Origin of the sequence: Streptomyces sp. NBC_00576 (assembly GCF_036345175.1) — a bacterium.
Lineage (GTDB): Bacteria > Actinomycetota > Actinomycetes > Streptomycetales > Streptomycetaceae > Streptomyces.
In genome coordinates this window covers 7,793,243-7,817,079 of sequence record NZ_CP107780.1, presented here as the reverse complement: position 1 = coordinate 7,817,079, position 23,837 = coordinate 7,793,243, and the positions used below count along the sequence as shown (strand labels likewise).

The 23,837-nt window shown below is 68.7% G+C and carries 20 protein-coding genes and 2 pseudogenes; 13 read left to right on the top strand and 9 right to left on the bottom strand.

Annotated features, from left to right (window positions below):
- Positions 1-147: 147 nt before the first annotated feature.
- Complete coding sequence (locus OG734_RS34035; RefSeq protein WP_330291252.1) at positions 148-273, bottom strand: DUF418 domain-containing protein; 126 nt, start codon at positions 271-273, stop codon at positions 148-150.
- Positions 274-558: 285 nt separating this feature from the next.
- Between OG734_RS34035 and OG734_RS34030 the strand changes: the two genes are divergently transcribed.
- Positions 559-1,233: a hypothetical protein gene (locus tag OG734_RS34030; RefSeq protein ID WP_330291251.1), complete on the top strand. Its 675-nt coding sequence runs from the start codon at positions 559-561 to the stop codon at positions 1,231-1,233.
- 432 nt (positions 1,234-1,665) lie between these two features.
- Here the strand turns inward: OG734_RS34030 and OG734_RS34025 are convergent, their stop codons facing one another.
- Complete coding sequence (locus OG734_RS34025; protein ID WP_330291250.1) at positions 1,666-2,244, bottom strand: TetR/AcrR family transcriptional regulator; 579 nt, start codon at positions 2,242-2,244, stop codon at positions 1,666-1,668.
- Positions 2,245-2,491: 247 nt separating this feature from the next.
- On the opposite strand from OG734_RS34025, the gene OG734_RS34020 reads away from it, so the two are divergent.
- The 3 genes and pseudogenes from OG734_RS34020 to OG734_RS34010 all read left to right on the top strand — a co-directional run bounded on the left by OG734_RS34020 (position 2,492) and on the right by OG734_RS34010 (position 5,322).
- Complete coding sequence (locus OG734_RS34020) at positions 2,492-3,769, top strand: MFS transporter (protein WP_330291249.1); 1,278 nt, start codon at positions 2,492-2,494, stop codon at positions 3,767-3,769.
- Positions 3,681-4,025, top strand: a pseudogene (locus tag OG734_RS34015) (hypothetical protein); the annotation flags it as partial. The gene OG734_RS34020 and the pseudogene OG734_RS34015, both read left to right, overlap by 89 nt.
- Positions 4,026-4,125: 100 nt before the next feature.
- Positions 4,126-5,322, top strand: coding sequence for a low temperature requirement protein A (locus OG734_RS34010; RefSeq protein ID WP_330291248.1), 1,197 nt, complete (start codon positions 4,126-4,128; stop codon positions 5,320-5,322).
- An 89-nt stretch (positions 5,323-5,411) separates the two neighbouring features.
- Here OG734_RS34010 and OG734_RS34005 read toward each other — a convergent pair whose 3' ends face one another.
- Complete coding sequence (locus OG734_RS34005; RefSeq protein ID WP_330291247.1) at positions 5,412-6,626, bottom strand: RNA-guided endonuclease InsQ/TnpB family protein; 1,215 nt, start codon at positions 6,624-6,626, stop codon at positions 5,412-5,414.
- A 49-nt stretch (positions 6,627-6,675) separates the two neighbouring features.
- Here OG734_RS34005 and tnpA point away from each other — a divergent pair, with 49 nt between their 5' ends.
- The 7 genes from tnpA to OG734_RS33970 all read left to right on the top strand — a co-directional run bounded on the left by tnpA (position 6,676) and on the right by OG734_RS33970 (position 14,752).
- Entirely contained in the window at positions 6,676-7,104 is a 429-nt protein-coding gene (gene tnpA, locus OG734_RS34000; RefSeq protein ID WP_330291246.1) for an IS200/IS605 family transposase, read from the top strand.
- 184 nt (positions 7,105-7,288) lie between these two features.
- Entirely contained in the window at positions 7,289-8,005 is a 717-nt protein-coding gene (locus OG734_RS33995; RefSeq protein WP_330293899.1) for an SDR family NAD(P)-dependent oxidoreductase, read from the top strand.
- A gap of 105 nt (positions 8,006-8,110) precedes the next feature.
- Positions 8,111-8,551, top strand: a complete 441-nt coding sequence (locus tag OG734_RS33990) for an Lrp/AsnC family transcriptional regulator (protein ID WP_330291245.1) — start codon at positions 8,111-8,113, stop codon at positions 8,549-8,551.
- A 200-nt stretch (positions 8,552-8,751) separates the two neighbouring features.
- Positions 8,752-11,730, top strand: coding sequence for an aminotransferase (locus tag OG734_RS33985; RefSeq protein WP_330291244.1), 2,979 nt, complete (start codon positions 8,752-8,754; stop codon positions 11,728-11,730).
- Between the two features lie 649 nt (positions 11,731-12,379).
- Entirely contained in the window at positions 12,380-12,934 is a 555-nt protein-coding gene (locus tag OG734_RS33980) for a class I SAM-dependent methyltransferase (protein WP_330291243.1), read from the top strand.
- Entirely contained in the window at positions 12,931-13,764 is an 834-nt protein-coding gene (locus OG734_RS33975; protein WP_330291242.1) for an enoyl-CoA hydratase/isomerase family protein, read from the top strand. Before OG734_RS33980 ends, OG734_RS33975 begins: the two co-directional genes overlap by 4 nt.
- A 289-nt stretch (positions 13,765-14,053) precedes the next feature.
- Complete coding sequence (locus OG734_RS33970) at positions 14,054-14,752, top strand: SDR family oxidoreductase (protein ID WP_330291241.1); 699 nt, start codon at positions 14,054-14,056, stop codon at positions 14,750-14,752.
- Positions 14,753-14,836: 84 nt separating this feature from the next.
- On the opposite strand, the gene OG734_RS33965 is transcribed toward OG734_RS33970, so the two are convergent.
- Entirely contained in the window at positions 14,837-14,959 is a 123-nt protein-coding gene (locus tag OG734_RS33965) for a hypothetical protein (RefSeq protein WP_330291240.1), read from the bottom strand.
- 194 nt (positions 14,960-15,153) lie between these two features.
- Here OG734_RS33965 and OG734_RS33960 point away from each other — a divergent pair, with 194 nt between their 5' ends.
- Both OG734_RS33960 and OG734_RS33955 read left to right on the top strand, forming a co-directional pair.
- Entirely contained in the window at positions 15,154-16,809 is a 1,656-nt protein-coding gene (locus OG734_RS33960; RefSeq protein WP_330291239.1) for a hypothetical protein, read from the top strand.
- 30 nt (positions 16,810-16,839) lie between these two features.
- On the top strand, positions 16,840-17,988 hold the full coding sequence (locus OG734_RS33955; RefSeq protein WP_330291238.1) for a hypothetical protein: 1,149 nt from the start codon (positions 16,840-16,842) through the stop codon (positions 17,986-17,988).
- Between the two features lie 100 nt (positions 17,989-18,088).
- Here OG734_RS33955 and OG734_RS33950 read toward each other — a convergent pair.
- The 5 genes and pseudogenes from OG734_RS33950 to OG734_RS33930 form a co-directional block, all read right to left on the bottom strand.
- A pseudogene (locus OG734_RS33950) lies at positions 18,089-18,232 on the bottom strand (IS5/IS1182 family transposase); the annotation flags it as partial.
- Positions 18,192-18,527, bottom strand: coding sequence for a hypothetical protein (locus tag OG734_RS33945; protein WP_330293898.1), 336 nt, complete (start codon positions 18,525-18,527; stop codon positions 18,192-18,194). The gene OG734_RS33945 and the pseudogene OG734_RS33950, both read right to left, overlap by 41 nt.
- Positions 18,528-18,650: 123 nt before the next feature.
- Entirely contained in the window at positions 18,651-22,373 is a 3,723-nt protein-coding gene (locus OG734_RS33940) for a family 78 glycoside hydrolase catalytic domain (RefSeq protein WP_330291237.1), read from the bottom strand.
- A 433-nt stretch (positions 22,374-22,806) separates the two neighbouring features.
- Positions 22,807-23,466 (bottom strand): hypothetical protein, encoded by a 660-nt coding sequence (locus tag OG734_RS33935; protein ID WP_330291236.1) that lies wholly within the window; start codon positions 23,464-23,466, stop codon positions 22,807-22,809.
- Positions 23,463-23,828, bottom strand: a complete 366-nt coding sequence (locus OG734_RS33930) for a hypothetical protein (protein WP_330291235.1) — start codon at positions 23,826-23,828, stop codon at positions 23,463-23,465. Before OG734_RS33930 ends, OG734_RS33935 begins: the two co-directional genes overlap by 4 nt.
- Positions 23,829-23,837: the final 9 nt, after the last annotated feature.

The following is a 23,837-nucleotide window of genomic DNA, read 5'->3' as shown; positions in this document are numbered from 1 at the left end:
CGTCCCGATCGGCGGGCGGACCGGATTCTCCGGTCCGCCCGCCGATTCATTCGCACGCCGTCATGATCGAGGCCGCTCGTCGGTGGTCGGCCACTGCGGGAATCGCGCCTCCTGCGGTTGGCGAGGTTGCGCTTCGCCGGATGCGTCTCATTGAACGCGCCGGGCGATCCCGGTCGCCCTGCCCATCAGCCATTCGAGCGGGCCTCGCTGGAAGAAGCGGGACCAGATGGTGGCGAGAACCCAGTTGCCGACCCCTGACGCAGCCGGAAACACGTTCCGTGGCGATGCCCTGTGTGGCGACGGAAGACGGAACGGGTCAGTTCTCGAACAGGCTTCGGTTGGACCGCGGTGGTTCCCCTAGGGAAATCCCCTGGTCTTTCGTCCGCCACCGCCCTACCGGGACCTTCGCCGGACCTTCGCCGCCCCTGTGCAACAGCTGTGTCCCGGAAATATGACGGAACGACCGCAAATCCTGGCACAGCGACTCCCGCTGCTACGTTCGCCAACGGATCACCAAGAGGATCGGCCACCGAGGCCGTCCCTGACAGGGGAGGACCCATGGCCTACGAACACTCAACGAGCCGTAGCAGACCGGGACATCGCGCGGCGGTCGCGGCGGTCCTGCTCACGGCGCTCGGCACAGCAGCGCTGACCGGCTGCGGTGGCTCCGCGAAGAACACCGCGACGCAGGAGACGCAGAAGACGCAGGACAAGGCAACCGGTACCGCCGCACCTTCCGCCGACCCCAGCACGGCGACAACGGCCCCACCGGCGGAGTCCACCCCGACGCCCCCCGCAACCCCCACAGCCCAGGCGGCCGCCAAGACATCGGCTGCATCGTCGCCCGCCGCGGACTCCGGCGCGGACTCCGCCGCAACACCGGGCTGCGACCACAAGATGCCGATCTCACCGGACGAGGTCGCGGTGTACCGCTACACCCCCGAAGGCGGCAGCCTCAACCTGATCGTGAAGGCCGGCGCCTGGGGCTGCCCCGACCCCGACGCCGACGGCCCGGCGTTCGAGACGACCGGCAAGGAGTACGACCTGCCGCTCGACCAGGCCGCTTACATCACCGCCACCAACCCGATCACCGAAAGCAGCGAGAACCAGCACATCGGCGTGCAGGAACTTCTCGACTGGCTGGAGACTCATCCCAACTCCGGCCTGGTCTTCAAGTACCACGCCGGCGCGGACGGAACGGTCGACAAGCTCGAGCAGGAATTCACCCCGTAGCCCCCACGGCCCCCACGGCCCCCACGGCCACCCCGGCTACCCCGGCTACCCAGCCCCGCAGCCCGGCCCCCGGCCGCAAGTGGAACGTCATGCACATCACCTCACCCGTAACCCGACGCCGGTCCAGAACCGCCGGCGTCGTCCTCGCCACCGCTGTCTCCGCGACGTCGATGCCGACCGGGGCCCGCTCTGCTGACCTTGAATGCGTGATGTCGTCGTCGTGGGACCGGGATGAGTCCGGTTCCGGTGAGGCAGCCGTCGAGCACGTCACCACGGAACCAGCCCGCAGCGGATTCCGCTTCCAGCGCACTGAAGCGCGGCGGTCCAGGTCGAGCAGTGCCACCAGGCATGAGTACCGGCATGAGTACCGCTGACAGGATTCGGCGGCGGCAGCCGATCGGCGGATCCGGCGTTCTGCCGAGCAGTTGCGGCTCAGCCGCGCGGCCCCGCGCCGTGCAGGAGTGTGTCGATGACGAGTGTGGCCTGTTCGTCCGGGTCCTGTGCGGCAGGGTCCTGATCCGCGCCGGGCCTGTTGAGGGCTTCGCTGAGGAGGGCGTAGTACACCTGCCGCGTCCACTCCAGGTCCGCGTCCGGGGCGAGAAGCCCCTCGCGCTGTGCCCGGTTCAGGAGTTCGACGGTGCGGGCGTCGATCTCCGCCCAGAGTGCGGCTGCGGCGACGGTGTGGGCCGTGGCGTGGCTGAGGGTGTAGCGCCAGGTGTTCTTGACCCGCATCACGTTCACGGTCACCCGGTACAGCGCCACCAGCGCGGGAGCGGCATCGGGCCGGGCTTCCTCAATGGCGTCGATGAGCTGCTGCTTCGCGGAGACGGCCAGCGCCTCCAACAGCGCCTGCCGGTTCGCGAACCGGCGGTGCACCGTGATCCTGGTCAGCCCGGCCGCCTCGGCGATCTGCTCCATGGAGGCGCCGGCATCCTGGGCGAGGACCCGCTCGGCCGCCTCCAGAATCGCGCGCACACTGCGCTCGGCATCTGCCCGCAGTGCTCGGCCCATGTCTGTCTCCCGTCTCGTCGTTCACTCCTGGTCCCTTGCAGAGGATACGTGAACGCTACGGGTATGCCATTAATTGATTCTTCAATGTTTCCATTTGGGAATTAGCTGATACTTTAATGAAACTGATAGAGGTTGACGCATCGGTCGACATGTCCGTTCCCCTAGCGTCCCAGACGGCCGGTACACAGGTACCGGCCGGGATCGGGCGCCGCGCACATGACTGCCAAGAACACAGTGGAGCTTCCCTTTGACAGACCGCGCCGTAGGCCGACGCCGTCGGGCTTTGTTCCTCTTGTTCTTTCTGCCGGGCATCGCCCTGTCGTCCTGGGTCACGCGCACCCCGGATGTCCGTGATCAACTGGGCTTGTCCACCGGGCAGATGGGGCTGATCCTGTTCGGCCTGTCCGTGGGTTCCATGATCGGCATCCTGTGTTCCGGCCGTTTCGTGTCCCGGTTCGGCACCCGGCCGGTCATCGCGCTCGGCACTCTCCTGATCATCGCGGGCACGGTCGTCATCGGTGCGGGCAGCGCCGTGCGGTCGGCACCCCTGGTCGCCGCGGGACTGTCCCTGTTCGGCGCGGGCATGGGCGGGGGCGAGGTGGCGATCAACGTGGACGGCGCCGATGTGGAGCGCATCACCGGGACCGTGGTGCTGCCCACCCTGCACGGCTGCTTCAGCCTGGGCACGGTCATCGGGGGTTCGGCCGGAATGGCGGCCACCGCCGCCGCGATCCCCGTCCCCTGGCATATGGCGGTGGTCGCCCTGGTCGCTACGGGGATTCTGGTCCACGTCCTGCGTGCCGTTCCCGCGGGTACCGGCATCAGCGCCGCGCCGTCGACACCGGGTCCGGGTCCCGGTCCCGGTCCCGGTCCGGCGCAACGGTCCGGGCCTCAGGTGTGGAAGGACCGGAAGCTGCTGTTGATCGGTGCCATCGTGCTGGCCATGGCGCTGGCCGAGGGCGCCGCCAACGACTGGCTGCCGCTGCTCATGGTCGACGGCCACGGCCTTGACGCCGCGATGGGCTCGCTCGTCTTCGTGGGGTTCGCGGCGGCGATGACGCTGGGACGCTTCAGCGGCGGGTTCTTCCTCAGTCGTTTCGGGCGGCCCGCTGTCGTGCGCGCGAGCGCCGTCTCCGGTGCCGTCGGACTCCTCCTGGTCATCTTCTCCGACAATGCTGCGGTAGCCGCAACAGCCGTACTCTTCTGGGGACTTGGGGCATCCCTCGGTTTCCCGGTGGCCCTGTCGGCAGCGGGTGACTCGGGCCCCGACCAGACCGCCCGCGTCTCACTGGTCGCCATCATCGGCTACGTCGCCTTCCTCGTGGGGCCACCGGCCCTCGGGTTCCTGGGCGACCACTACGGGCTGCGCTCGGCAATGGTGGTGGTTCTGGTGTTCGTCGCCTCCGCCATCCTCATCGCTCCCGCCGCCGACACCCGTGACCGCACGCCCACCGCGGTGGACGCGGCCCCGCGCACGCCGCCCAGCACCGATCCCGCGGGGCAACACCAAAGAGACCGCTCATGAGCCCGTAGGAAGCGTTCGGCACGATCGGCGTCCTCCTCCCCCGCGACATCCCCCAGGCCGACCTCATCGCGTTCGCGCAGGAAGCGGACGACTACGGTTTCGGCGAACTGTGGGTCGTCGAAGACCTCAGTTACCGCGGAGGGCTCGTCCAGGCGCCACTGTGCTGGCCCGCACCCGCCGGATCCGTGTCGGACTCGGACTGCTGCCCGCCGCGGCCCGAAACGTCACCTTCGCCGCGATGGAAATGGCCACTCTCGCCCAGTTCCACCCCGGCCGCCTCGACATCGCGGTCGGACACGGCATGCCCGACTGGATGCGCAGCGCCGGAGCCTGGCGTTGGTCCGTGCGCATGCGCAGTGGGCGCTCGGCGCGCGCGGGTTCTCTGTCCACCACCTCACCCGCACCCCGCGCGGTACCCCGCCAACCCGACGTGGACCGGCGCCGCCCAGACGCTCGTGCTCTACCTCGCCGTCTACGCGGCGTGGGCGTACACCACCTGGGCGGTCACCCTCGTCCCGGCCGAGGACCCGCGGACCCGGCGGATGCTGCTGGCGGTCATGTTCGCGGGACTGTTCATGAACGCCGCGATCCCGCGGGCCTTCGGCGACGCCGGGTGGGTCTTCGTCGCCACCTTCCTGCTGATCCACATCGGCCGGACGGTATGGCTGCTCACGGTCGGCCTCGACCCTGTCAACCAGGAGCATTTCCGCCGCGTCCTGGTCTGGTTCGTCGCCCCCACCCCCTTGTGGGTGACCGGGGCCGCGGTCGACGGCGGCGCGCGGCTGGCGTGGTGGGCGGCGGCGATCCTGGTCGAGCTGGTGGGCACCTGGGCGGCGCATCCTCTGCCCGGCCGCAGACTGGACTCCCGGCAGGTCACCTTCGCCGGTGGGCACCTGCTGGAGCGCGGACGCCTGTTCGTGATCATCGCGTTCGGCGAGACGGTCATGACCACCGGCACCGCGCTCACCACCGCGCCGTACGAGCCGATGACCCTGCTGACCAGCGGTGTCGCGCTCACCGGCACGGTCGCGCTGTTCTGGCTGTTCTTCAGCCACTCCGAGCGCGTCGTACGGCACTACCAGAGGACCGAGGACCCGATGCGGGCCGGGCGCAGCGGCGTCATCAGCCTCATGGCCTCCGTCGCCGGGTTGATCGCCGTTGCCGTGGCCGACGAACGTGTCATCGCACATCCGGCGGAGCACGCCGGCATCACCACCAACCTGCTGCTGTTCGGCGGGCCGGCCCTCTACATCGGCGCGCAGACCTGGCACGGGGCAACCCTCTTCGACGACCTGCTCTGGTCACGGCTGCTCGCACTGTCCGCTCTGGTCATCGGCTGCGCCGTCACGACGCCAGCCCCGGCATACCTGGCCGCCGTCATCGCCGCCGCGATCGTCGTCGCCCTGGCGGTGTTCGAAGAGCGCCGTCCGGCGAGTGACGAGCGTGCGAGGCCGATCCCATCAGGCCCCCGGACCGCTGACAGGAACACCTGCCCTACGGCACCCGCGGCCGGCCTGCCCGTCGGCAGGGAGCATCGGCAGGCCGTTCGGTGAGACCAGCGCGCCTTTCTCATTCGCCCTGTTCACCCATTCGCCGGGAGGATTTCGTGACTCCTCCCCCGGCTGAAGCCGGGGGCTTCTCGCTATGCCGGGTTGGCGTTGCGACGGACCAGCCCGGCCCGTAGAACGTTGGTGGCTGCCACGGTGTCGGCGTGTGCGGTGTGCCCGCAGGCGACGCAGTGGAACTTTTCCTGGGTGGGCCGGTTCTCCTTCGCGGTGTGCCCGCATTCGGGGCAGGTGCGGGAGGTGTTGCGGGGGTCCACGGCGATCACTTCCCGTCCGGCGCTTTCAGCCTTGGCGTGCAGGATCGTCAGGAACACCCCCCAACCGGCATCGCTGATCGACGTGTTGAGCCCGGCCTTCGCCACTGCTCCGTTGGGCAGGAACGCGCCTGCCCGGTCGGGGTCGGGCTTCGGTGCGGGGGCCTTGCTCATGTTGCGGATCCTGAGGTCTTCGTGCGCGATGACATCGTGCGCGCGGACCAGGCCGAGGGCCGTCTTGTGGGCGTGGTCGAGGCGCTGGCGCCGCACCTTTGCGTGCAGCTGGGCGACTTTTCCCACGGCGCGCCGGTGGTTGGCGGTGCGCTTGTCCCGGCGGACACGCGGGAACCGGGACAGGGCCTGCTGCGCGGCTTGCAGTTTCGCGGCGGCCTGACGCCCGCAGCGCGGGTTGGGGACGAACTCGCCGTTCGAGTCGGCGAGGAAGTTCGCGATGCCCAGGTCGATGCCGGCCACGCTGCCGGTCGGCGGCAGCGGCTGCGGCTGGTCCTGTTCGACGGTCACCACGACGAACCACCGACGGCCCTCGCGCTTGACCGATACAGTCTTGACTCGGCCGGCCACGGCGCGGTGCTGGTTGACCTTCACATGCCCGACGCCCTGGAAGCGGACGCGGGTAGTCGCATCGTGCGGGGTGGAGTTCCACCGGCAGCCGTCGCCGTCCTTGGGGAAGTCCACCGTGTCGAACCAGTTCACCCCACGAAAACGCGGATAGCCGGGCGTGTCACCGGACTTGACCCGGCGGAAGAACGCGGCGAACGCCTTGTCCAGGCGGCGCAGGGTGGCCTGCTGCGAGCTGAAGGACCAGCGGCCCTGACGCTCCGGGTCGAACGCCCGGATGTCCTTGAGCTGCCCGGACTGCATGCCGTACTTGACGCTGGTCTTCGACGGGTGCCGCCAGGCGTCACGGCGTTCCTGCAGGGCCGCGTTGTAGAGGGAGCAATGATCCCGCAGCATCTCGCCGAGTGCCTGGGCCTGGCGGACGGTGGGCCGCAGGAGGAACTTGTATGCACGGATCATCCAGCCCACCCCCTCCGTCGAGTTCACTCGATCCTACTACACTTGGTGTATGTCACCGCGCTGGGAACCAGATCCCGATGTCCGAAGAGGAAATCATGTCGTTTTCAACCTCCACGCACACTTGGTGTTTGTCACGAAGTACCGGCGTGAGGTCTTCAACGACGAGATGCTGACGCGCTGCGAGGAGATCATGCGCGAGGTGTGTGAGAGCTTCGGCGCGGAGCTGCGGGAGTTCAACGGCGAAGACGACCACGTCCACCTGCTCGTGAACTACCCGCCGAAGATCGCCCTGTCCAAACTCGTCAACAGCCTCAAGGGCGTCAGCTCCCGCTACCTGCGCGCGGAGTACACCGACCGGATCAACCGGACCGGGACGGGATCCGTCTTCTGGTCCCCGTCCTACTTCGCGGGATCCTGCGGCGGCGCACCACTGAGCACCGTCAAGGACTACATCGACAACCAGAAGCGACCGACCTGAGCCTCACCCCGTAGACGCAGAGAACTCCGGCGCTACGCGCCTCCGCCCCGAGGATCGCATTCCCGCCCGGCCTGAAGGCCGGGATTCCCTGCGAAGAACAAGGGATGGCACGTTTCGCAGATCGAGTGGTCATCGTGACCGGGGCCGGCGCCCCTGACGGAATCGGTGCCGCGGTGGCCAGGGGCTGGTCGCGGAGGGTGCGTGCGTCGTGTTGGGCGCGACGTCCGAGCGGGTGCACCAGCGAGCGGCCGAGCTGGGGCCCGCCGCCGTCGGTGTGATCGCCGACCTCACCGTCGACGGGGCCTCGGACGCCCTGGTGCAGGCCGCGCTGGACCGCTGGGGCCGCGTCGACGTGCTGGTGAACAACGCCGGCATGACGTCCGTGGCATCGGGCTGGGACGCGGGCGACGACGTCGCCGATCTGTCTCTGGCCGACTGGGAAACGGCGCTGTCCCGCAACCTGACCACCGCTTTTCTGATGTGCAGGGCCGTGGTGCCGATCATGCGGGCTGCCCAGTACGGCCGTATCGTCTCGATCGGCTCCACCACCGGCACGGTCAGCGCGATGCCGGGGCAGGCCACGTACACGGCCGCGAAGGCGGGGCTGCTGGGGCTGTCCCGGGCGCTCGCTCTTGAGGTGGTGTCGTACGGCGTCACCGTGAACGTCGTGGCCCCCTGTCGCGACCGGCTCCCAGCTGGAGTTCGAGGCAGCGGCCGCCGCGGCGGGCCCGATCGGACGCAGTGCCACACCGGACGAGATCGCGGCTTGTGCCATGTTTCTGGCGCACGAATCGGCGTCGTTCATCACCGGATCGGTACTCGTGGCCGATGGCGGGCACGGCCTTCCGGAGACGTGGCCGCGGCCGTGAGCCTCGTGGGCTTGGCTGCCGAAAACCTCTGAACGATCGATTCGATCGTCTTGGAAAATGAAATCGATGGCGATGGGAGCATATTGCGCGTGAATCAATCGCGTGCTTAGCTGTTTGCGCACCTAGGAGGTGACGTCTTGGACGACATCGATCGGGCCATCCTGCGCGAGCTGCAGACCGACGGTCGCATTCCCTACGCCGATCTCGGCCCGAAGGTCGGCCTGTCGGCGTCGGCCGCTCGGCAACGGCTGCAGCGGCTGATCGACACCAAGGCGGTGCAGGTCGTCGGTGTCACCGACCCGATGGCCATGGGCGGGCAGGCCATGGCGCTACTCGGGCTCAGCGTCGACGGCGATCCGCGAGCGGTGGCCGACGAGCTCTCACGCCATGACGAGGTCGTCTACACCGTCCTGACCGCCGGCACCTTCGACTTGTTCGCAGAGGCCGTCTGCCGGCATCCGCGTGACCTGCTGGACTTCGTGAACGACGTCGTGCGTCCCATCGAGGGCGTGACAAGGGTGGAGAACTTCCCCTACTTCGGGATTCACACGCACCGGTTCTTCTGGAACGTCGGCTGAGGGCCGGTCGGCGAATCATCCCCTCCTCGTACGAGCCACCTGGCCCGACCAGGCCCGTACGCATCGCCTCCGTCACAGGCTGCCGAAGCTCACGACGGGGATGACCCCACCACCTGCGGACTGCGGGCAGCCGCGTCATGCGCACCGCCTCGGCCACTCCACCGCACCCTCCATCCCCCCGACTGCCGAGGACGGACGTCATGACGCACCATCAGCCACGCACCGTCGACTTCTTCACCCGCGAGGCCCTCGCCGCCCCTCAGGTGACACCGGACCAGGCCCGGCGCATCGCGGCCGCGAGCTTCGGGATCACCGCGCGCACCGAGTCGCTGGGCAGCCAGCAGGACGCCAACTTCCTGCTGCTTCAGGACGACGGAACGCCCGCCGCGGTCCTCAAGATCGCGAACCCGGCGTTCAGCGCCACCGAGATCGACGCCCAGGACACCGCCGCCGACCTGATCGCCGCCGCCCACCCGGACCTGCGCCTGGCCACGGTCCTGCGTACGCCGGACGGCGCCCCGCAGACCGCCACCGTGCACACCGACGGCGGCCCGGCGACTGCGCGGTTGCTGCGCTATCTGCACGGCGGGACCCTGTCGGGGCCGCGCCACCTCTCCCCGCCCACGGTCGCCGCCATGGGACGCGTCGCCGGCCGTGTCAGCACCGCGCTGCACGCCTTCCACCATCCCGGGCTGGAGCGTGTGCTGCAGTGGGACCTGCGGTACGCCGACCGCGTCGTCGGCCTGCTCCTGGAGCACATCCCGGAAGCGGCGCGCCGCACCGCTGTCCTGGCGGCGACGGCCGAGGCGTGGACAGAGGTGGGGAAGGTCGGTGACCAGCTCCCGCGGCAGGCCGTGCACCTGGACCTCACCGACGACAACCTGGTCCGCTCACCCGACAGTCGTCTCCCCCTGCCCGACGGGATCATCGACTTCGGGGACGTGACGGCGAGTTGGGCGGTGGGTGAACTCGCGGTGACCCTGTCCTCGATGCTGCACCACGACGGCATGGAACCCCACCAGGTGCTGCCCGCCGTCCGCGCCTTTCACGAGGTCCGCCCGCTGTCCGCCGAGGAGGCTGCGGCCCTGTGGCCGCTCACCGTGCTCCGGGCCGCCACCCTCGTCGTGAGCGGTCGGCACCAGGCCGCGGTCGACGCGGACAACGCCTATGTGCTCGCCAATCTCGACCAGGAGTGGCGGATCTTCGAGCAGGCCACCGCCGTGCCGTCCGCGGTGATGACCGGCCTCATCAACGAGACCCTCGGCCTGGCCGAGCGCCGCCGGACTCCCGCCCCGCCGCCGGTCAAACCCCTGGTGGCAGGGCCGACACTCGACGATGTCGCCATCCTCGACCTCTCCACCGAGGCCGAGACAATGGACCACGGAGCCTGGCTGGAGGAGAACACCGCGGACCGCATCGCCGCCTCTCTCCTCGCCCAGGGCACTGATGCGGTGGCCACCGAGTACGCCCAGGCACAGCTCAGCGCAGCCACGGTGCTGTCCCACAGCTCACCCGCGACCATCGCCACCGGCATCGACCTCTGGCTCCTGCGGCCGACCGTCCTGCAGGCGCCCTGCGACGGCGAACTGCTGCACGCCGGACCCGGCCACGCGGTACTGACCTGCCGGCCGCACGTACTCCACCTGAGCTTCACCGACGCCGTTCAGCCCAGCCTGCCCGCAGGAACATCGATACGCGCAGGCGACCAGCTGGTCTCCCTGCCCGCGGGCGCACACGTCCACGTCTCCCTGCGCCAGCCCGCCGCCCCGGCCGTTCCGGCGCTGGTCAGGCCCGAGTACGCAGCCGGCTGGCTCGCACTCACCGCCGATCCCTCCCCGCTCATCGGCGCGCCCGCCACCGGCACCCCGGCGCAGCCGGACCTGCTCGCCCGACGCGACGCCGCCTTCGCCACCGTCCAGGAGCACTACTACGACAACCCGCCCCGCATCGAACGCGGTTGGCGGCACCACCTGCTGTCCACCGACGGACGGTCCTACCTGGACGTGGTCAACAACGTCACCCCCCTCGGCCACGCACACCCCCGCGTGGAACAGGCGGTCTCACGGCAGTTGCGCAGGCTCAACACCAACTCGCGCTTCCACTACGCGGCCGTCGTGGAGTTCACCGAACGGCTGGCCGCGCTGCTGCCCGACCCACTGGACACCGTCTTCCTCGTCAACTCCGGCTCCGAAGCGGTCGACCTGGCGATCCGCCTGGCCGTCGGCGCCACCGGTCACCCGGATGTCCTCGCCCTCCGTGAGGCGTACCACGGCTGGACCTACGCCTCCGACGCCGTCTCCACCTCCGTCGCCGACAACCCCAACGCCCTTGCCACCCGGCCGAGTTGGGTCCACACGGTGGACTCGCCCAACTCCTACCGGGGACACCACCGCGGCGAGAAGGCGTCCGCCTACGCGCCCGAGGCCGTCCAGGCCATCGACGACCTCGCCGCAGCGGGCCGGCCGCCGGGCGCCTTCATCAGCGAGTCCTACTACGGCAACGCGGGCGGCGTCGCCCTGCCCGACGGATACCTGGACCAGGTGTACAAGGCGGTGCGCCGCCACGGCGGCCTGGCCGTCGCCGACGAGATCCAAGTCGGCTACGGCCGTCTGGGCACCTGGTTCTGGGGATTCGAGCAACAGCAGGTCGTCCCCGACATCGTGTGCGTCGCGAAAGCCATGGGCAACGGTCACCCCCTCGGCGCCGTGATCACGTCCAAGGCCATCGCCGCCAGATACCGCGACCAGGGGTACTTCTTCTCCTCCACCGGCGGCAGCCCCGTCTCCAGCATCGCCGGTCTCACCGTCCTCGACACCCTCCGTGACGAAGACCTCCAAGGCAACGCCGTACGCAACGGCCTCCGCCTCAAGAGCAGGCTGCAGACCCTCGCGCACCGCCACCGCGTCATCGGCGCCGTTCACGGCTCCGGCCTCTATCTCGGCGTCGAACTGGTCCGCGACCGGGCCACATTGGAACCCGCGACGGAGGAGACAGGCGAGATCTGCGACCGCATGCTCGAACTCGGCGTCATCGTTCAGCCCACCGGCGACCACCTCAACATCCTCAAGATCAAGCCGCCGCTGTGCATCGACTCCACCGCCGTCGACTTCTTCACCGACACCTTCGACCGCGCCCTCACCGAACTGGGCCACCACGACGGAAGCGATCACGCCCACTGATCACCACCGGCGCCGTACGAAACGCACCCCGGTAGGCCGGCGGGGGCGCCCCGATCGCCGTGCGCAGACGCTGCCGCAGGGGGTCCCCGTCGCGAAGCCCACCCAGCCCGCGACCGGGCCACGGACAGATCGCCGGACTCGAGCAACTGCCGTGCCCAGTAGGCCCGTTGCCGACTGAGCCGACGTCCGGCACTGCTGCCGACCTCCTCCTTCAAGCGGGTGCGAAGGTCCGTACGCTCATCTCGCGCGTGCCCGGCCAGATCCGCGGGCGTCAGCGGCTCGTCGAGGCACTCCAGGGCCGGCCTGGAGGCAGACGTCCAGTCCGGACGCGGCCCTGCTTGCCGGCCCAGCGGCTCCCTCGTCCAGGACACGCCGGCCGCCGAGATGCTCGGGCGCCGTCGCTCCCCTCACCGACAAACGCCTCGACGTACTGACCGATCGCGAGCGTGAGGTGTTGGCTCTGGTCGCCCGCGGGCTGAACAACACGCGGACCGGTTCGTCCTGGCGGATGACCCCGTCGGGCGCTCGGGATGGTTTCCGACGACACAGCCGCTGCCTAGGTTCTGCACATGTCGATCATGCGCGAGTTCCTTCGCCGCCCCCGACTCACCGGAGCCGTCGCCCCAGTTCCGCCACGCTCGCGCAGGCCATGACGGTCGGCCCGGAACTGGAACAGGCGGACGTCGTGGTGGAGTTGGGGTCCGGCACCGGCGCGATCACCGAAGCGATCGTGCGACGGCTGGCTCCCGGGGCGCGGCTGGTCGCGGTGGAACTCAATCCGGTATTCGCCCGCCGGCTCGCGGACCGGTACCGGGACAGCACCGTCGAGGTGGTCCACGGTTCCGCCGAGGACCTGGCGGCACTCTCCCCGTGCCCGGTCGACGTCATCGTCTCCGGTCTGCCGTGGACCGTCATGCCGCACGAACAGCACTGCCGGATCCTCGACGCGGTGGCCGGCGTACTGCGTGAGAACGGCCGGTTCAGCACCTTTGCCTACGTACACGCGGCCTGGACACCCCCCGCCCGCCGGTTCGCCGAAGAGCTGACGGCGCGGTTCTCCAGCGTGGAGCGCAGCCGGGTCGTATGGCCGAATCTCCCGCCTGCGTACGTGCACCGCGCGGCCCACCCGATCCACACACCACATCCCACCCCTGCTCGAATGCCGGCCCCCACTCGAACCCTTCAGCACCGGAGCACACCATGACGCAGCACAGCATGTTCAGCATCGAGACCGTGGCGCCGAAGATCCGCAGGGTGACCTTCACGAATCCGCCGGTGAACGTCGTCGGCGCGGACACTGTCGTCCAACTGATCGACGTCGTCGACGAGTTGAGCCGGGACGAGGAGATCCAGGTCGTCGTCTTCGACAGCGGCACGCCCGGATACTTCTTCAACCACGCCGATCTCGGCCAGGTGCCCGAACTCCTGGCGCTGAACGCCGCGGACGGGACTCCGACGTGGGTCGAGCTCGTCACCCGCCTGACCAGTGCCCCGTTCATCAGCATCGCCTCCATCCGTGGGCGCACCCGGGGCGGAGGCGACGAGATCACCCTGGCTTTCGACCTGCGCTACGCCAGCCGTGAGGAAGCCTTCTTCTGCCAGCCCGAGGTCGCGATCGGCATCGTCCCGGGCGGTGGCGGCAGCGACCGCCTGGCCCGGCTGCTGGGCCGGGACCGCGCACTCGAAGCGATCCTCACCAGCGAGGACTACGACGCCGAGCGCGCCGAACAGTACGGCTGGGTGACCCGGGCCGTCCCCGACGCCGAACTCGATGACCTCGTCAACGGTGTCGGGGCACGTATCGCGTCCTTCGACAAGGCGTCCGTGCTGGGCGCGAAGGCGCAGATCAACCGGTCGACACTGCCGCCGGTGGCCGATCTGCGCGCGTCCTGGGCGGAGTTCGCGGAGTCCGTCAACTGGCCGGGATTCCAGGCACGCGTGCCGCAGCTCGGGAAGGCCATCGCCGAGATCGGTCTCGACGAGATCGAGCGGAACCTCGGCCACTACGCAGCCCTCATCAACCAGCAGGGCTAGGCACCGGGGAAGCGGCCGGGCGCAGCTGCGCCCGGCATGTCCCGCAACCGACTCCCTCCACACATCCTCGGGGAACGAGGAAGGACCTTGTCTGGTCGCCGTCGCCGCGGTCTTCTCCGCCGCCGCTGTGCTCGCCCTGACCTCCGTGCACAACCGCCCCCACCAGGACGACCTGCCTGATCTTCCCGGCCGCCTGACCTGCGGCTGAACCACGTCCAGGCACGGAACACCCACCCCCGATCCGATCAGCAGCCACCCCTCCCCCGCACTCAAGGCAACAGGGATTCTCATGGACCTCTCCACCAGCACTGTTCTCGTCACCGGAGCCAACCGTGGCCTCGGCCGCGCCCTCGCCGCAGAGCTGCTCAGCCGCGGCGCCACCGTCTACGCCGGTGCCCGCAACCCCGACCAGGTCGACCTGCCGGGCGTGCGGCCGATCGCGCTCGACATCACCGACCCCGCCTCCGTGGCGGCCGCCGCCAAGGCTGCCGGTGACGTCACCGTCCTGATCAACAACGCAGGCATATCCACCGGCGGCGACCTGCTCGCCGGGGACCCGGACAACATCCGCCGGGACATGGACACCAACTTCTACGGCACCCTCTCCGTGGTCCGGGCCTTCGCACCGCAGATCGAGGCCAACGGCGGCGGCGCGATCCTCAACGTCCTGTCCGTCCTGTCCTGGTTCACCTTCCCGGAACTCGGCTCCTACTGCGCCGCCAAGTCCGCCCAGTGGGCGCTCACCAACGCCCTGCGCGTACAGCTCGCCGACCAGGGCATCCGGGTGGCCGGACTGCACGTCGCCGGCATGGACACCGACATGTCCCGGGACCTCGACGGACCCAAGACCGCCCCCGCCGATGTCGCCCGGCTCGCCGCAGACGGCCTCGCCGAGGGCGCCTACGAGATCGTCGTGGACGACATCAGCCGCCAGGTGCAGGGCGGGCTGGCCGGAGGGGTCGCCGCTCTGTACCCGCAGCTGCCCTGACCGACAGCCGACCCGCATGCCGATGAGTGAGACCACCGAACGTTCATCGCCACGACGACCGCCGTCGGTGGCGCCGTGAGGGACTCAGCCGAACAGGGCCAGACCCGCTGAAGCCAGGCGAAGTGCGAGCGCGACGTTGACGATGTCGGTGATCCGGTTGGTGCAGCGGAGTTTCCACAGCAGCCACCAGGCCTTGAAGACGGCCATGGCCTGCTCGCCCAGCGGAGCGGATGCGGGCAGCGTCCGGCCCTCGCCAGGTTCATCGAATCCGTGGCAGGCAGGCCATCTGAGTGGATCTGCGGCCGCAGCCGAAAAGGGTTTCCATGGCCGGGTACGGACTTACACATGATGTGACATTTGGCGCCGATGGAAGAATGCCTACTTGCAGGAGCGGAGTGGCCATGCCCGACCACACGCAGTTTCGGCGGGCGACCGCCTGGATGAGGAAAACTGCCGTCGAGGAAGTCGCCACCTCCCGCGCCTCGGCTGCCCTGGACGACACATCCGGCCTCTCCCCGTTGGAGCATGACATCGCCGGCGACGGCTGCGGACCCGGCTCCTCTGCGCTGGAGCCGGGGCAGCTGTACCGCAGGATCAGCGGCAGGGATGACCGGGCGCGGCCCGTCAGCGATGAGGAACTGGCGGCGCTCGGCGACCCGATGGCGGTCGAGTTCTTCCGCGTGGGCACGTTTCCGAGCACAGTGCAGGAACTGCTGTCCAAACTCCCCGCGACGGCCGCCGCCTCACGCAAGGTGTATCTGGTCAGCGAGGCCGGACAGATCCCGCCGGATGCCATCGCCGAGCGTGACATGCGGTTCGTGATCACCACCGCCGTGGCAGGCAGCCAGGTCGATCTTCTGGTCAGCGCCCAGGCTGGGGGCGACCCTGGGGAGGGATTCCTGCAGGTTGCGGCGTGGGATCCCGGGGCGAGGGTCTTCAACTTCTATGCCCGGTTCGACTCCAGCTGGGTGTGGGCGGGCAACTCCTGGCACGCACTGGAACCGGACTCACGGGGCAAGGGCTGCTTCGACAGCCACGTCAACGGCAGCGTCGTGATGAAGGAGCTGAGGATTCCCTGGATCAACTGGCAGTCCGAACGGGCCACGATCCGGCACGCCGAGGATGACCCGCTGCACCGTGACCACCTGTTCCAGCAGGTCATCGGAGCCCAGCAACTGGAACTGACCGTCAGGTCCCTCGTCACCCGGTGGACGGCGGCCCGTCTGGCCACGGTCACCGCGAACGGCGTTGTGGACCACCCCGACCGGCTGCTGCGCCACCTGTTCACCAGCACCACGGTCAACCTCACCAGCACCGACAGACAGAGCAGCAACATCACGGCGGACGGTCCCGACCTGATGCCGCCCACGGGCTTCTGGCTGAACCAGGACGTCCTGTTCGACGACCTTCTCCTGTTTACGCAGGCCGCTCCGCCCAGGGCAGCGGCCGCCCGGTACGTCGCCAGCCTGACCCAGTTCGGCTTCGGGCTGGAGGAAACGCCCAGCTCCTTCTCCCAGCCAGGCGACACGTTCTTCGCCTTCGTGGTCCCCGAGGCCGCCCACGAGGACAACGAGGTGGTCCGGCAGATGGTCCGCAAGGGGCTCGTCTCGGCGAAGTTCGCCGCTTGCGCGCTGATGGTGGACTTCCCCAACCCGGTATTCAGCCCTGCCCGCAGTCACCTCATGCGATACGTGCCTACCGCGCCAACCCAGACGGTGGAGTTGTGCGACAAGGTCGCCCAGGCCATCTCGGACGCCGCGCAAACCCTGCCCGCCGACAGTCCCGAAGGCCGCTTCGACGCGCACTGGCGCGTACCCGACGACGCCTGGCGGACGGTGTTCGGACAGAGGGTGGACGCGTATCTGCGCGAGGTCACCGAGCGAATCCGCACCGAATCCGGCTTCGACGACTACGTCCGGCTGGCCGAGTCCCGCCGTCGACAGTTCCGCCTCATGAAGCTGAATGAGTTCGAGCTCACCCTGCCGGTCACCAACATTCCCCTCGGCGCCCCGCCGCTGGCGATGCGCGAGGACGCCACCGTCGCTGAGCTGAGCTGACGCCATCCCCTCACGAGCAAGGACAACGCCATGGCCAGACTGGATGCCTACGGACCTCCCGGCAACCTCGACGATCTGGACGACTTCGGCCGCAAGGCCTGGAACACGTTCATCTCCGACACGGTCGACGAGGCCGTTGAGGGCCCCGATCCCCAAGAGGTACTGAACAACAGTCCAAGACCGCAGTTCTACAACCTGACCAGCACGGACACGGCCGCGGATTTCGAGCGCGCCCCCATCAGATGGACCGCGTTCCCCCGCATCATCAAGATCACCTCCATTTCCGACCTCCAGCGCTGGCAGCGCGCCGACGCCAGCCGTGACGTCCAGGACGAGTACTGCGAGTGGAGCGTCACCCGCGACGGCTCAGGAAAGATCACCCAGGTCATGTTCACCTGCGAAGGCCCCGAGTACTGGGAGATCCTGGCGCAGACCGACCCGGACAAGACGCTCACCCTCTACCGGAAATACATCAGTCCGGACGTGCGCAAGGAGGACCTGTTCTCGCCCAGCGGCCAGTACCAGCCACGCAACAAGTGGAACAACTCCACCAGCCACGGCGCCATGCACTTGATTCAGCCGAGCAACACCCTGGGCGCAGAGATCGAGCTGGCGGCGGCGGCCACCATCCGGCGCGTCATCAACGGCCAGGAACTGATCGCCGACCAGGAGCTCATCACCTGCAGCAAGTACGGCGCCGCGGAGCGCAACAGCGATCCGCACATCGGCGCAGGAGTCAACGCCCTGGCCCGCCGGAAGGCCGACATCAGCCTCGCCGACCCAGTGGGCCTGTACTTCGACGACCTGTCCACGGATGGCTGGGAGACCCCGGACGGCTCCGACCCCAGGAGCTACTGGACCTATTTGAGAGGCGACTCGGAGCACCGTGTCCGCGCCGTCTACGAAGTGCCCCCGGACAAGGGCTTTGGCGTCGGGGACATCACCATCGGCGGAAGGCCCATCGAGTTCGGAGCCCAGATCGCCGACTTCATCACCATCAGGCTCACCGGCATCGCCTGCCGGTTCGGCGACTCCACGGCCCAGCCACAGACCGCCTGTACTGAGTACCCCGCGGTTGACATGCGGGAAGAGGGCTTCAACGCAGCCGCGTTCTCCGCCTCCGGCCGCTTCCTGGATCCCCGTCCCACCCTCTCCCACCGCTCTTCCCGCGTCACCTGACAGGTTCCATCGCGAAGCGCGACGAGAGTGCCTGAAGCCGTTCGACGCGTCGCAAGATCCAGTAACGACGTGTTCGTCGACCTGCTTTGTTTCCTCGTCACCTTGCGAGGGTGACGTTGTTCAGGCGGGCGAAGGTGTGCTCGACGCGGGCAGCGCGGACTTTGTGGTGGGAGGCGTTGTGTTTCTCTTTCCAGGCTGGGAGTTCACTCTGACCGGGTTCGCGGCGTTGCGGAATGACCAGGCCATGCCGCGATAGCCATGGACCCTGGCCGCAGGCTGTCGATCAGTTTGCGGCCACCGCGACGACGGCGATGATGCGTCCGCGCCGCTCGGCGATGCCGGCGCGGGTGGTGGTGAGCCGGCCGCGGCGGCATGGGGTCGGCCCAGCCCACGAGCATGGCGATGGTCATCGGGCCGACGCTGCCCGGCACGGGTGTGATGCGTCCGGCGATGCCGTCGAGGCCGGCGGTGCCGACGTCGCCGTCGAGGCCGGACGGCGTGCGGTGGATGCCGACGTCGACGACTTTCCTCAGCGACACCGAAGCGACACCGAAGATCCCACGATCGGTGCAGCGTTGACCTGCTTGATCCCCACCGCTCACGGGCGCAGCCGGCCGGGCGAGCCCCGGCCGGCTGTGGGTCCTGAGTCCTGACGACGTGGCCTAGCAGATGCCGGTGAGCTTGGTGTCGCTGTATGGGGTGCTGTCGGAGGAGGTGGTGACGATGTGGCAGCCGGGCTGGACGTCGTCGACGCGCAGGAAACCGTTGTCGTAGGTGGCGGCGACGCTGCTGCCGTCCATGAAGACGCTGGTCGTACCCTCCGTGCCGCCGGGCAGGTACACCGAGGAACTGGTGTTGGCCGGGATGTTCACGCTGATGTCGACGCGACCGCCGCTGGTGGTGTCGAAGGCCGCGCCGATGGTGCCGTGGCCGGTGGGCACCGTGACGTCGGCCCAGGTGACCGAGGTGGGCTGGGGCTTGATCTGGAAGGTCGCGAAGCCCGGTGCGGTGGCCCGGATGCCGAACATGTCCTGGGGGATGTTGAAGGCGGGGGCCGCCGCCCAGGGGTGTGAGTAGGTGGTGTTGGACTTCTGCGACAGGGTCCAGGCCTCCATGGTGGCGCCCGCCCCCGCGTTGATCATGTTCATCCAGCTGTTGGTCCCGGTCGAGGTCAGCAGGGTGTACGCGAGATCGGGCCGGTTGCCCTCGTACATGGCCTGGATGAGGAAGCCGGCGCAGTAGACGCTGCACGCCATGCCGCGGGTGCCCAGGTAGGTGGCCACCTGCCCGGCCTGCGAGGAGCTGGCGAGGCCGAACGCGGTGGCGAAGGCGCTGGCCTGGACGGCGTAGTGGTTGATCACGGTGCCGTCGTTGTTCAGTCCGTCACGGTAGGCGCCCTTGGACGAGTCCCACATGTTCGCGTTGACCGCGGTCTTGATGGCGGCGGCCTTGGCCGTGTACGTAGCGGCGTCCGAGGTCTTGCCCAGTGCGGTGGCGATGTCGGCCATGTCCGCGTAGGAGCGGTAGGCGATGGCGTTGATGACGGTGTTGTAGGAGGTGAAGACGTAGCCGTCGCGCTGCGAGGAGGGCCAGTCGACGATGTCGCAGTCGTTGCAACTGCTCGCGCCGCTGCTGCCGGTGGTCTTGTGGATCAGGCCGGTCGAGGAGTCGTACCACTCGTCGGGGAGCTTGCCCTGAAGGGTGGTGTAGGCGGCGGACAGCGGCGCGGTACTGCCGGTGGCCTCGTAGCTGTCGTGCAGGGCCAGGATCGTGTACATCGGCCACTCGGTGGGCCAGGTCCGGTTGGAGAGCAGGAGGCTCAACGAGTAGTCGCCGAGCGCCGAGTCGCCGCCGGTGTAGAGGTTGCCCAGAAGCTGGAGGTAGGAGTCGGCCTCGTAGTAACCGCGCTCACGCTCCCAGGAGTCGACGTAGAGGTTCTGGTTGCCGGTCTCGATGGTGTTGCGGGACAGCGCCCAGACCTTGTTGAGGGCGCTGTCGGAGGAGTTGAAGACGCCCGCCGACTCGTCGAACGGGTACAGGTACGCCTCCGCGGTGAAGTCGGCGGCGGTCAGGCCGGTGGGGGCGCCGATGACCTGGACGTACCGGAAGACACGCGGGCCCCAGGTCTCCAGTTGCTGACTGCCCGCCTTCAGGACCCACTTGTCCTGGTAGGTGTTGCCGGCCGCGGTCTGGTACTTGACGGTGTTGGTGCCGGAGGTGACCTGGCCGTAGCGGATGTCCACCACCTGTCCGGCGGTGCCGCTCAGGGTCAGGGAGAGGCCGCCGATCCAGGTGCGGCCGTAGTCGATGAAGTAGTTGCCGCTGGAGTACTCGGTGACCGAGGCGGGGGTCTGGGATGTCTGTCTGACCTTGGCGGTCGGCGTGGGCTGCAGGTTACTGAAGGAGCCCTTGGTGACCGCCGACGGCCAGGCGGCGGCGTTGAAGGCGGCCGTGGCGAAGCCGAACGGGTAGCGGCGGGCGTCGAAGTTCTCCTTGGGCGCCGTGTAGTAGCTGGTGCCGATGGAGCCGACGTTCGGCAGGATCCGCGTGCCGTCCAGGGCCTTCCAGCCGGCTCCGGTGCCGTAGGTCTTGCTGGTGCCGTCGGTGTACCGGACCACCAGCTGTGCCAGGAATCGCTGGTCGCTGGTGGTGTAGGCGAGTGCGCCGATGGTGTTGGCGGCGCCCGCGTTCAGCAGGGAGGTCACGTCGTAACCGTCGTAGCGGGTCTCGGAGCCGACCGGCCGGGTGGGGCCGACGCCGACGTAACTGCCGTTGACCCACAGCTTGTAGACGAACTGACGTGCCGGGGTGGTGGAGGCTCCGGTGGCGTACAGGTGGGCCCAGGCGATGGACTTGCCGGAGGCCAGGTTCGTGGTGCCGCGCAGGAACGTCCAGCTGGGTACGGTCAGCAGTCCGGTGCCGCAGTTCTTGCTGGTGCCGATGACCAGGGCGGCGCTGGTGATGGTGCCGCAGCTGAAGTCGGCGTTGGACGAGTCGCTGAAGTCGTTGCTGTACAGGGAGCTGCCGTTGGGGTCGGTGACGGTGATGTCGTCGAAGGTGGCCTGCTCGGTGCTGCCGGTACGGAACCCGATGCCACCGGAGGAGTAGGTGGCGTCGGTGGTGGTGTCGACGAGGGTCCAGGTGGTGTCGGCGGCGGCCTTCAGATACGTGGTGAAGGTCGAACCGGAGGCCACGATCCGGAAGTTGTAGGTCGAGCCGGTGGTCAGGGCGATCGGCAGCGCCACGGCGGTCTTGAGGGCCGTATACGTTCCGCTCTTCTGGACCTGCGGGGCGAGGGTGTTCACACCGTTGCCCTTGAACTGCCACAGGTAGAAGTTGCTGGTGTCCTTCTCACGGAAGGTGACGCTGGCGATGTTGGCGGTGATGACGAAGCTGCCCTGGAAGGTGTAGTCCGTCCAGGCGGTGGGCAGCCCGGTGACGCAGTTCTTGCTCTTGTCGACGAACAGGGCGCCGCCGGTGATGGTGCCGCAGCCGAAGTCGGCGTTGTCCAAGGCGCTGAAGTCATTGCTGTAGAGGGAGTTGGCGCTGGAGTCGGTCACGGTGATGTCGTCGAAGGTGGCCTGCTCGGTCAGACCCGTGCGGAAGCCGATGCCGCCTGAGTTGAAGGTGGCGTCGGTGGTGGTGTCGACGAGGGTCCAGGTGGTGTCGGCGGCAGCCTTCAGATACGTGGTGAAGGTCGAACCGGAGGCCACGATCCGGAAGTTGTAGGCCGAGCCGGTGGTCAAAGCGAACGGCAGCGCCACAGCAGTCTTGAGGGCCGTGAACGTTCCATTCTTCTGGACCTGCGGGGCGAGCGTGTTCACACCGCCGCCCTTGAACTGCCACAGGTAGTAGTTACTGGTGTCCTGCGCGCGGAAGGTGACGCTGGCGTACTTGGCGTTGATGACAAAGCTGCCCTGGAAGGTGTAGTCCGTCCAGGCAGTGGGCGCGCCGCTCCAGATGGGGGTCGCCGCGGACCAGGTGGTGCCGGGCCCCGTACCGAAGGCTGCGGTGGCCGACCAGGCGGAGGCGGCACCCGAGGAGTCCCAGGTGCGGACCCGCCAGTAGTAGCCGGAGGAGGCGGTGAGGGTCGCGCCGGCATACGTCACGTTGCTGTCGGTGGTGGAGGTGACCTGGCCCGAGTCCCACACGTCCGGCGTCCCGGTCAGAGCCGAGGACGTGGTGGCGACCTGTATCTGGTAGGCACTCTGCCGGTCACCGCCGACATGCCAGCCGAGGAGCGGCGCGGACCCGGGGGCGACGTCTGCGGGAGCAGCCAGTCCGCCGACGGTCAGGACCGTGGGCGCGGCGGTGGCGGCCTGCGCCGAGGGCATCAGTACCGTCACTCCGCCGACGAGAGCGAGCAACGTGGTGAGCAGGGCCATGAGCGAAAAGCGCCGACCTCTGGCTCTTCGGTGGGACGGTGCGACGGGCATGGGCGCAGTCCTTGATACGTTTCAATCACGGAGCCGGGCCTCCCCGGCAAAGGGGGATGTGAGGTGGCCGACATACTGAAACGGGACATCCGGACCTGTCAACACTTCCGTAACGTGGCCTTCATCGTCGGTCCACCCGCGACGACCAGGCCACGCTCACGTGCGACCCGCTCAGCGATGCTCGGACAGGAAGGCGGCCGTCAGTGACTGCTACCCTTCCGGACCTGAGGGGCGGCCTGATCGAGCGAACCCGGTCCGACACCCTGCCCACAGACCACGCATACCTCTGGTGCTCCCACCCCAAGGCCCCAAGAGATGCCAAGGCTCCAACCAGCGACCTCAGGGCGGCTCGCTCCACCGGAGCTTGTGCTGTTCGGGAACTTCAGGTCCCGGGTGACGTGCCAGTTGTCGGAGGCGGGGCCTGGGCGGCGATCCTGTGGTGTTCGTGCTCAGCCAATTCGGACAGGGCGAGGGTCCCGCAGGCAGCCGCCAGGGCTTTCACCTGTTCCAACTCGGCGAGTGCTTCGGCGTGGCGGCCGGAGGCGGACAGTGCGGTGCCGGCGGTCAGCCGGGCCGTGGCCTCGTTGAGGGGCATCCGGGCCGCGCGAAACTCGGCAGCGGCCCGTAACGCGGTGGGACCCGCCGCCGGGTTCTGCCGGGCGAGCTGTACCTCGGCGCGGGCCAGCAACGCGAAACCGCGCCGGCCGATCGGCAGCTCCAGGGCCGCGGCAGCGGCGGCGCGGTCGGCCCACATTTCGGCAGCTGTCACGTCACCCAGGGCCAGTTCCGCGACAGCCAGCACCCGGAACCACATCGGGCGGACCGGGGCTTCGAACCCGAGCAGGTGCGGGCCGCCGCCCGCTTCGAGCACCTTGCTGACACAGCCCTCCGGATCGCCGTTGAGCAGCAGCGTCTGGCCGAGCATCCCGACCATCGCCGACCGGTGCGCGCCCAGTGCCGGGCTGGTCTCAGAGACTGACTCCTCACAGATCTTCAGTGCTCCGGCGAAGTCTCCCCGCCACATCAGGACTGCCGCGCTCACCACCTCGGCCAACGAGCGCGGCTCGCTGCTGCCGACGAGTGACGCCGCCTCCAGCGCGTCGTCGGCGTAGGCCGCCGCCTCGTCCAGGCGTCCGAGCCACAGGTAGGCGTGGCGGAGGCGGCGAAGAGATCGGCGAGCACGAGGCTCTGGCCGGTGCGGCGGGACACTTCCAGGCCTCGGCGGAGACGGCGTAGTGCGGGGTCGTAGCGTCCGTGGAGCATCTCCGTCCAGCCCGTCATGACGAGCGTGTCCATCTGCCCGGCCAGTTCCTGGTCGTCGGTGCCGTGGGGACGGGCGTGTCGGCATCCCTTCATCAGCTCGGGAGAAGTCTCGAACTCGTCCGCAGCGGATCGACCTTCCAACGCGGAGAG

Bases quoted from the DNA above. Each gene is read 5' to 3' on its own strand.
- OG734_RS34030 (WP_330291251.1), top strand. From the start codon at position 559: ATGGCCTACGAACACTCAACGAGCCGTAGCAGACCGGGACATCGCGCG.
- OG734_RS34025 (WP_330291250.1), bottom strand. From the start codon at position 2,244: ATGGGCCGAGCACTGCGGGCAGATGCCGAGCGCAGTGTGCGCGCGATT.
- OG734_RS34005 (WP_330291247.1), bottom strand. From the start codon at position 6,626: ATGATCCGTGCATACAAGTTCCTCCTGCGGCCCACCGTCCGCCAGGCC.
- tnpA (WP_330291246.1), top strand. From the start codon at position 6,676: ATGTCACCGCGCTGGGAACCAGATCCCGATGTCCGAAGAGGAAATCAT.
- OG734_RS33985 (WP_330291244.1), top strand. From the start codon at position 8,752: ATGACGCACCATCAGCCACGCACCGTCGACTTCTTCACCCGCGAGGCC.
- OG734_RS33980 (WP_330291243.1), top strand. From the start codon at position 12,380: ATGACGGTCGGCCCGGAACTGGAACAGGCGGACGTCGTGGTGGAGTTG.
- OG734_RS33975 (WP_330291242.1), top strand. From the start codon at position 12,931: ATGACGCAGCACAGCATGTTCAGCATCGAGACCGTGGCGCCGAAGATC.
- OG734_RS33970 (WP_330291241.1), top strand. From the start codon at position 14,054: ATGGACCTCTCCACCAGCACTGTTCTCGTCACCGGAGCCAACCGTGGC.
- OG734_RS33965 (WP_330291240.1), bottom strand. From the start codon at position 14,959: ATGGCCGTCTTCAAGGCCTGGTGGCTGCTGTGGAAACTCCGCTGCACC.
- OG734_RS33960 (WP_330291239.1), top strand. From the start codon at position 15,154: ATGCCCGACCACACGCAGTTTCGGCGGGCGACCGCCTGGATGAGGAAA.
- OG734_RS33955 (WP_330291238.1), top strand. From the start codon at position 16,840: ATGGCCAGACTGGATGCCTACGGACCTCCCGGCAACCTCGACGATCTG.
- OG734_RS33940 (WP_330291237.1), bottom strand. From the start codon at position 22,373: ATGGCCCTGCTCACCACGTTGCTCGCTCTCGTCGGCGGAGTGACGGTA.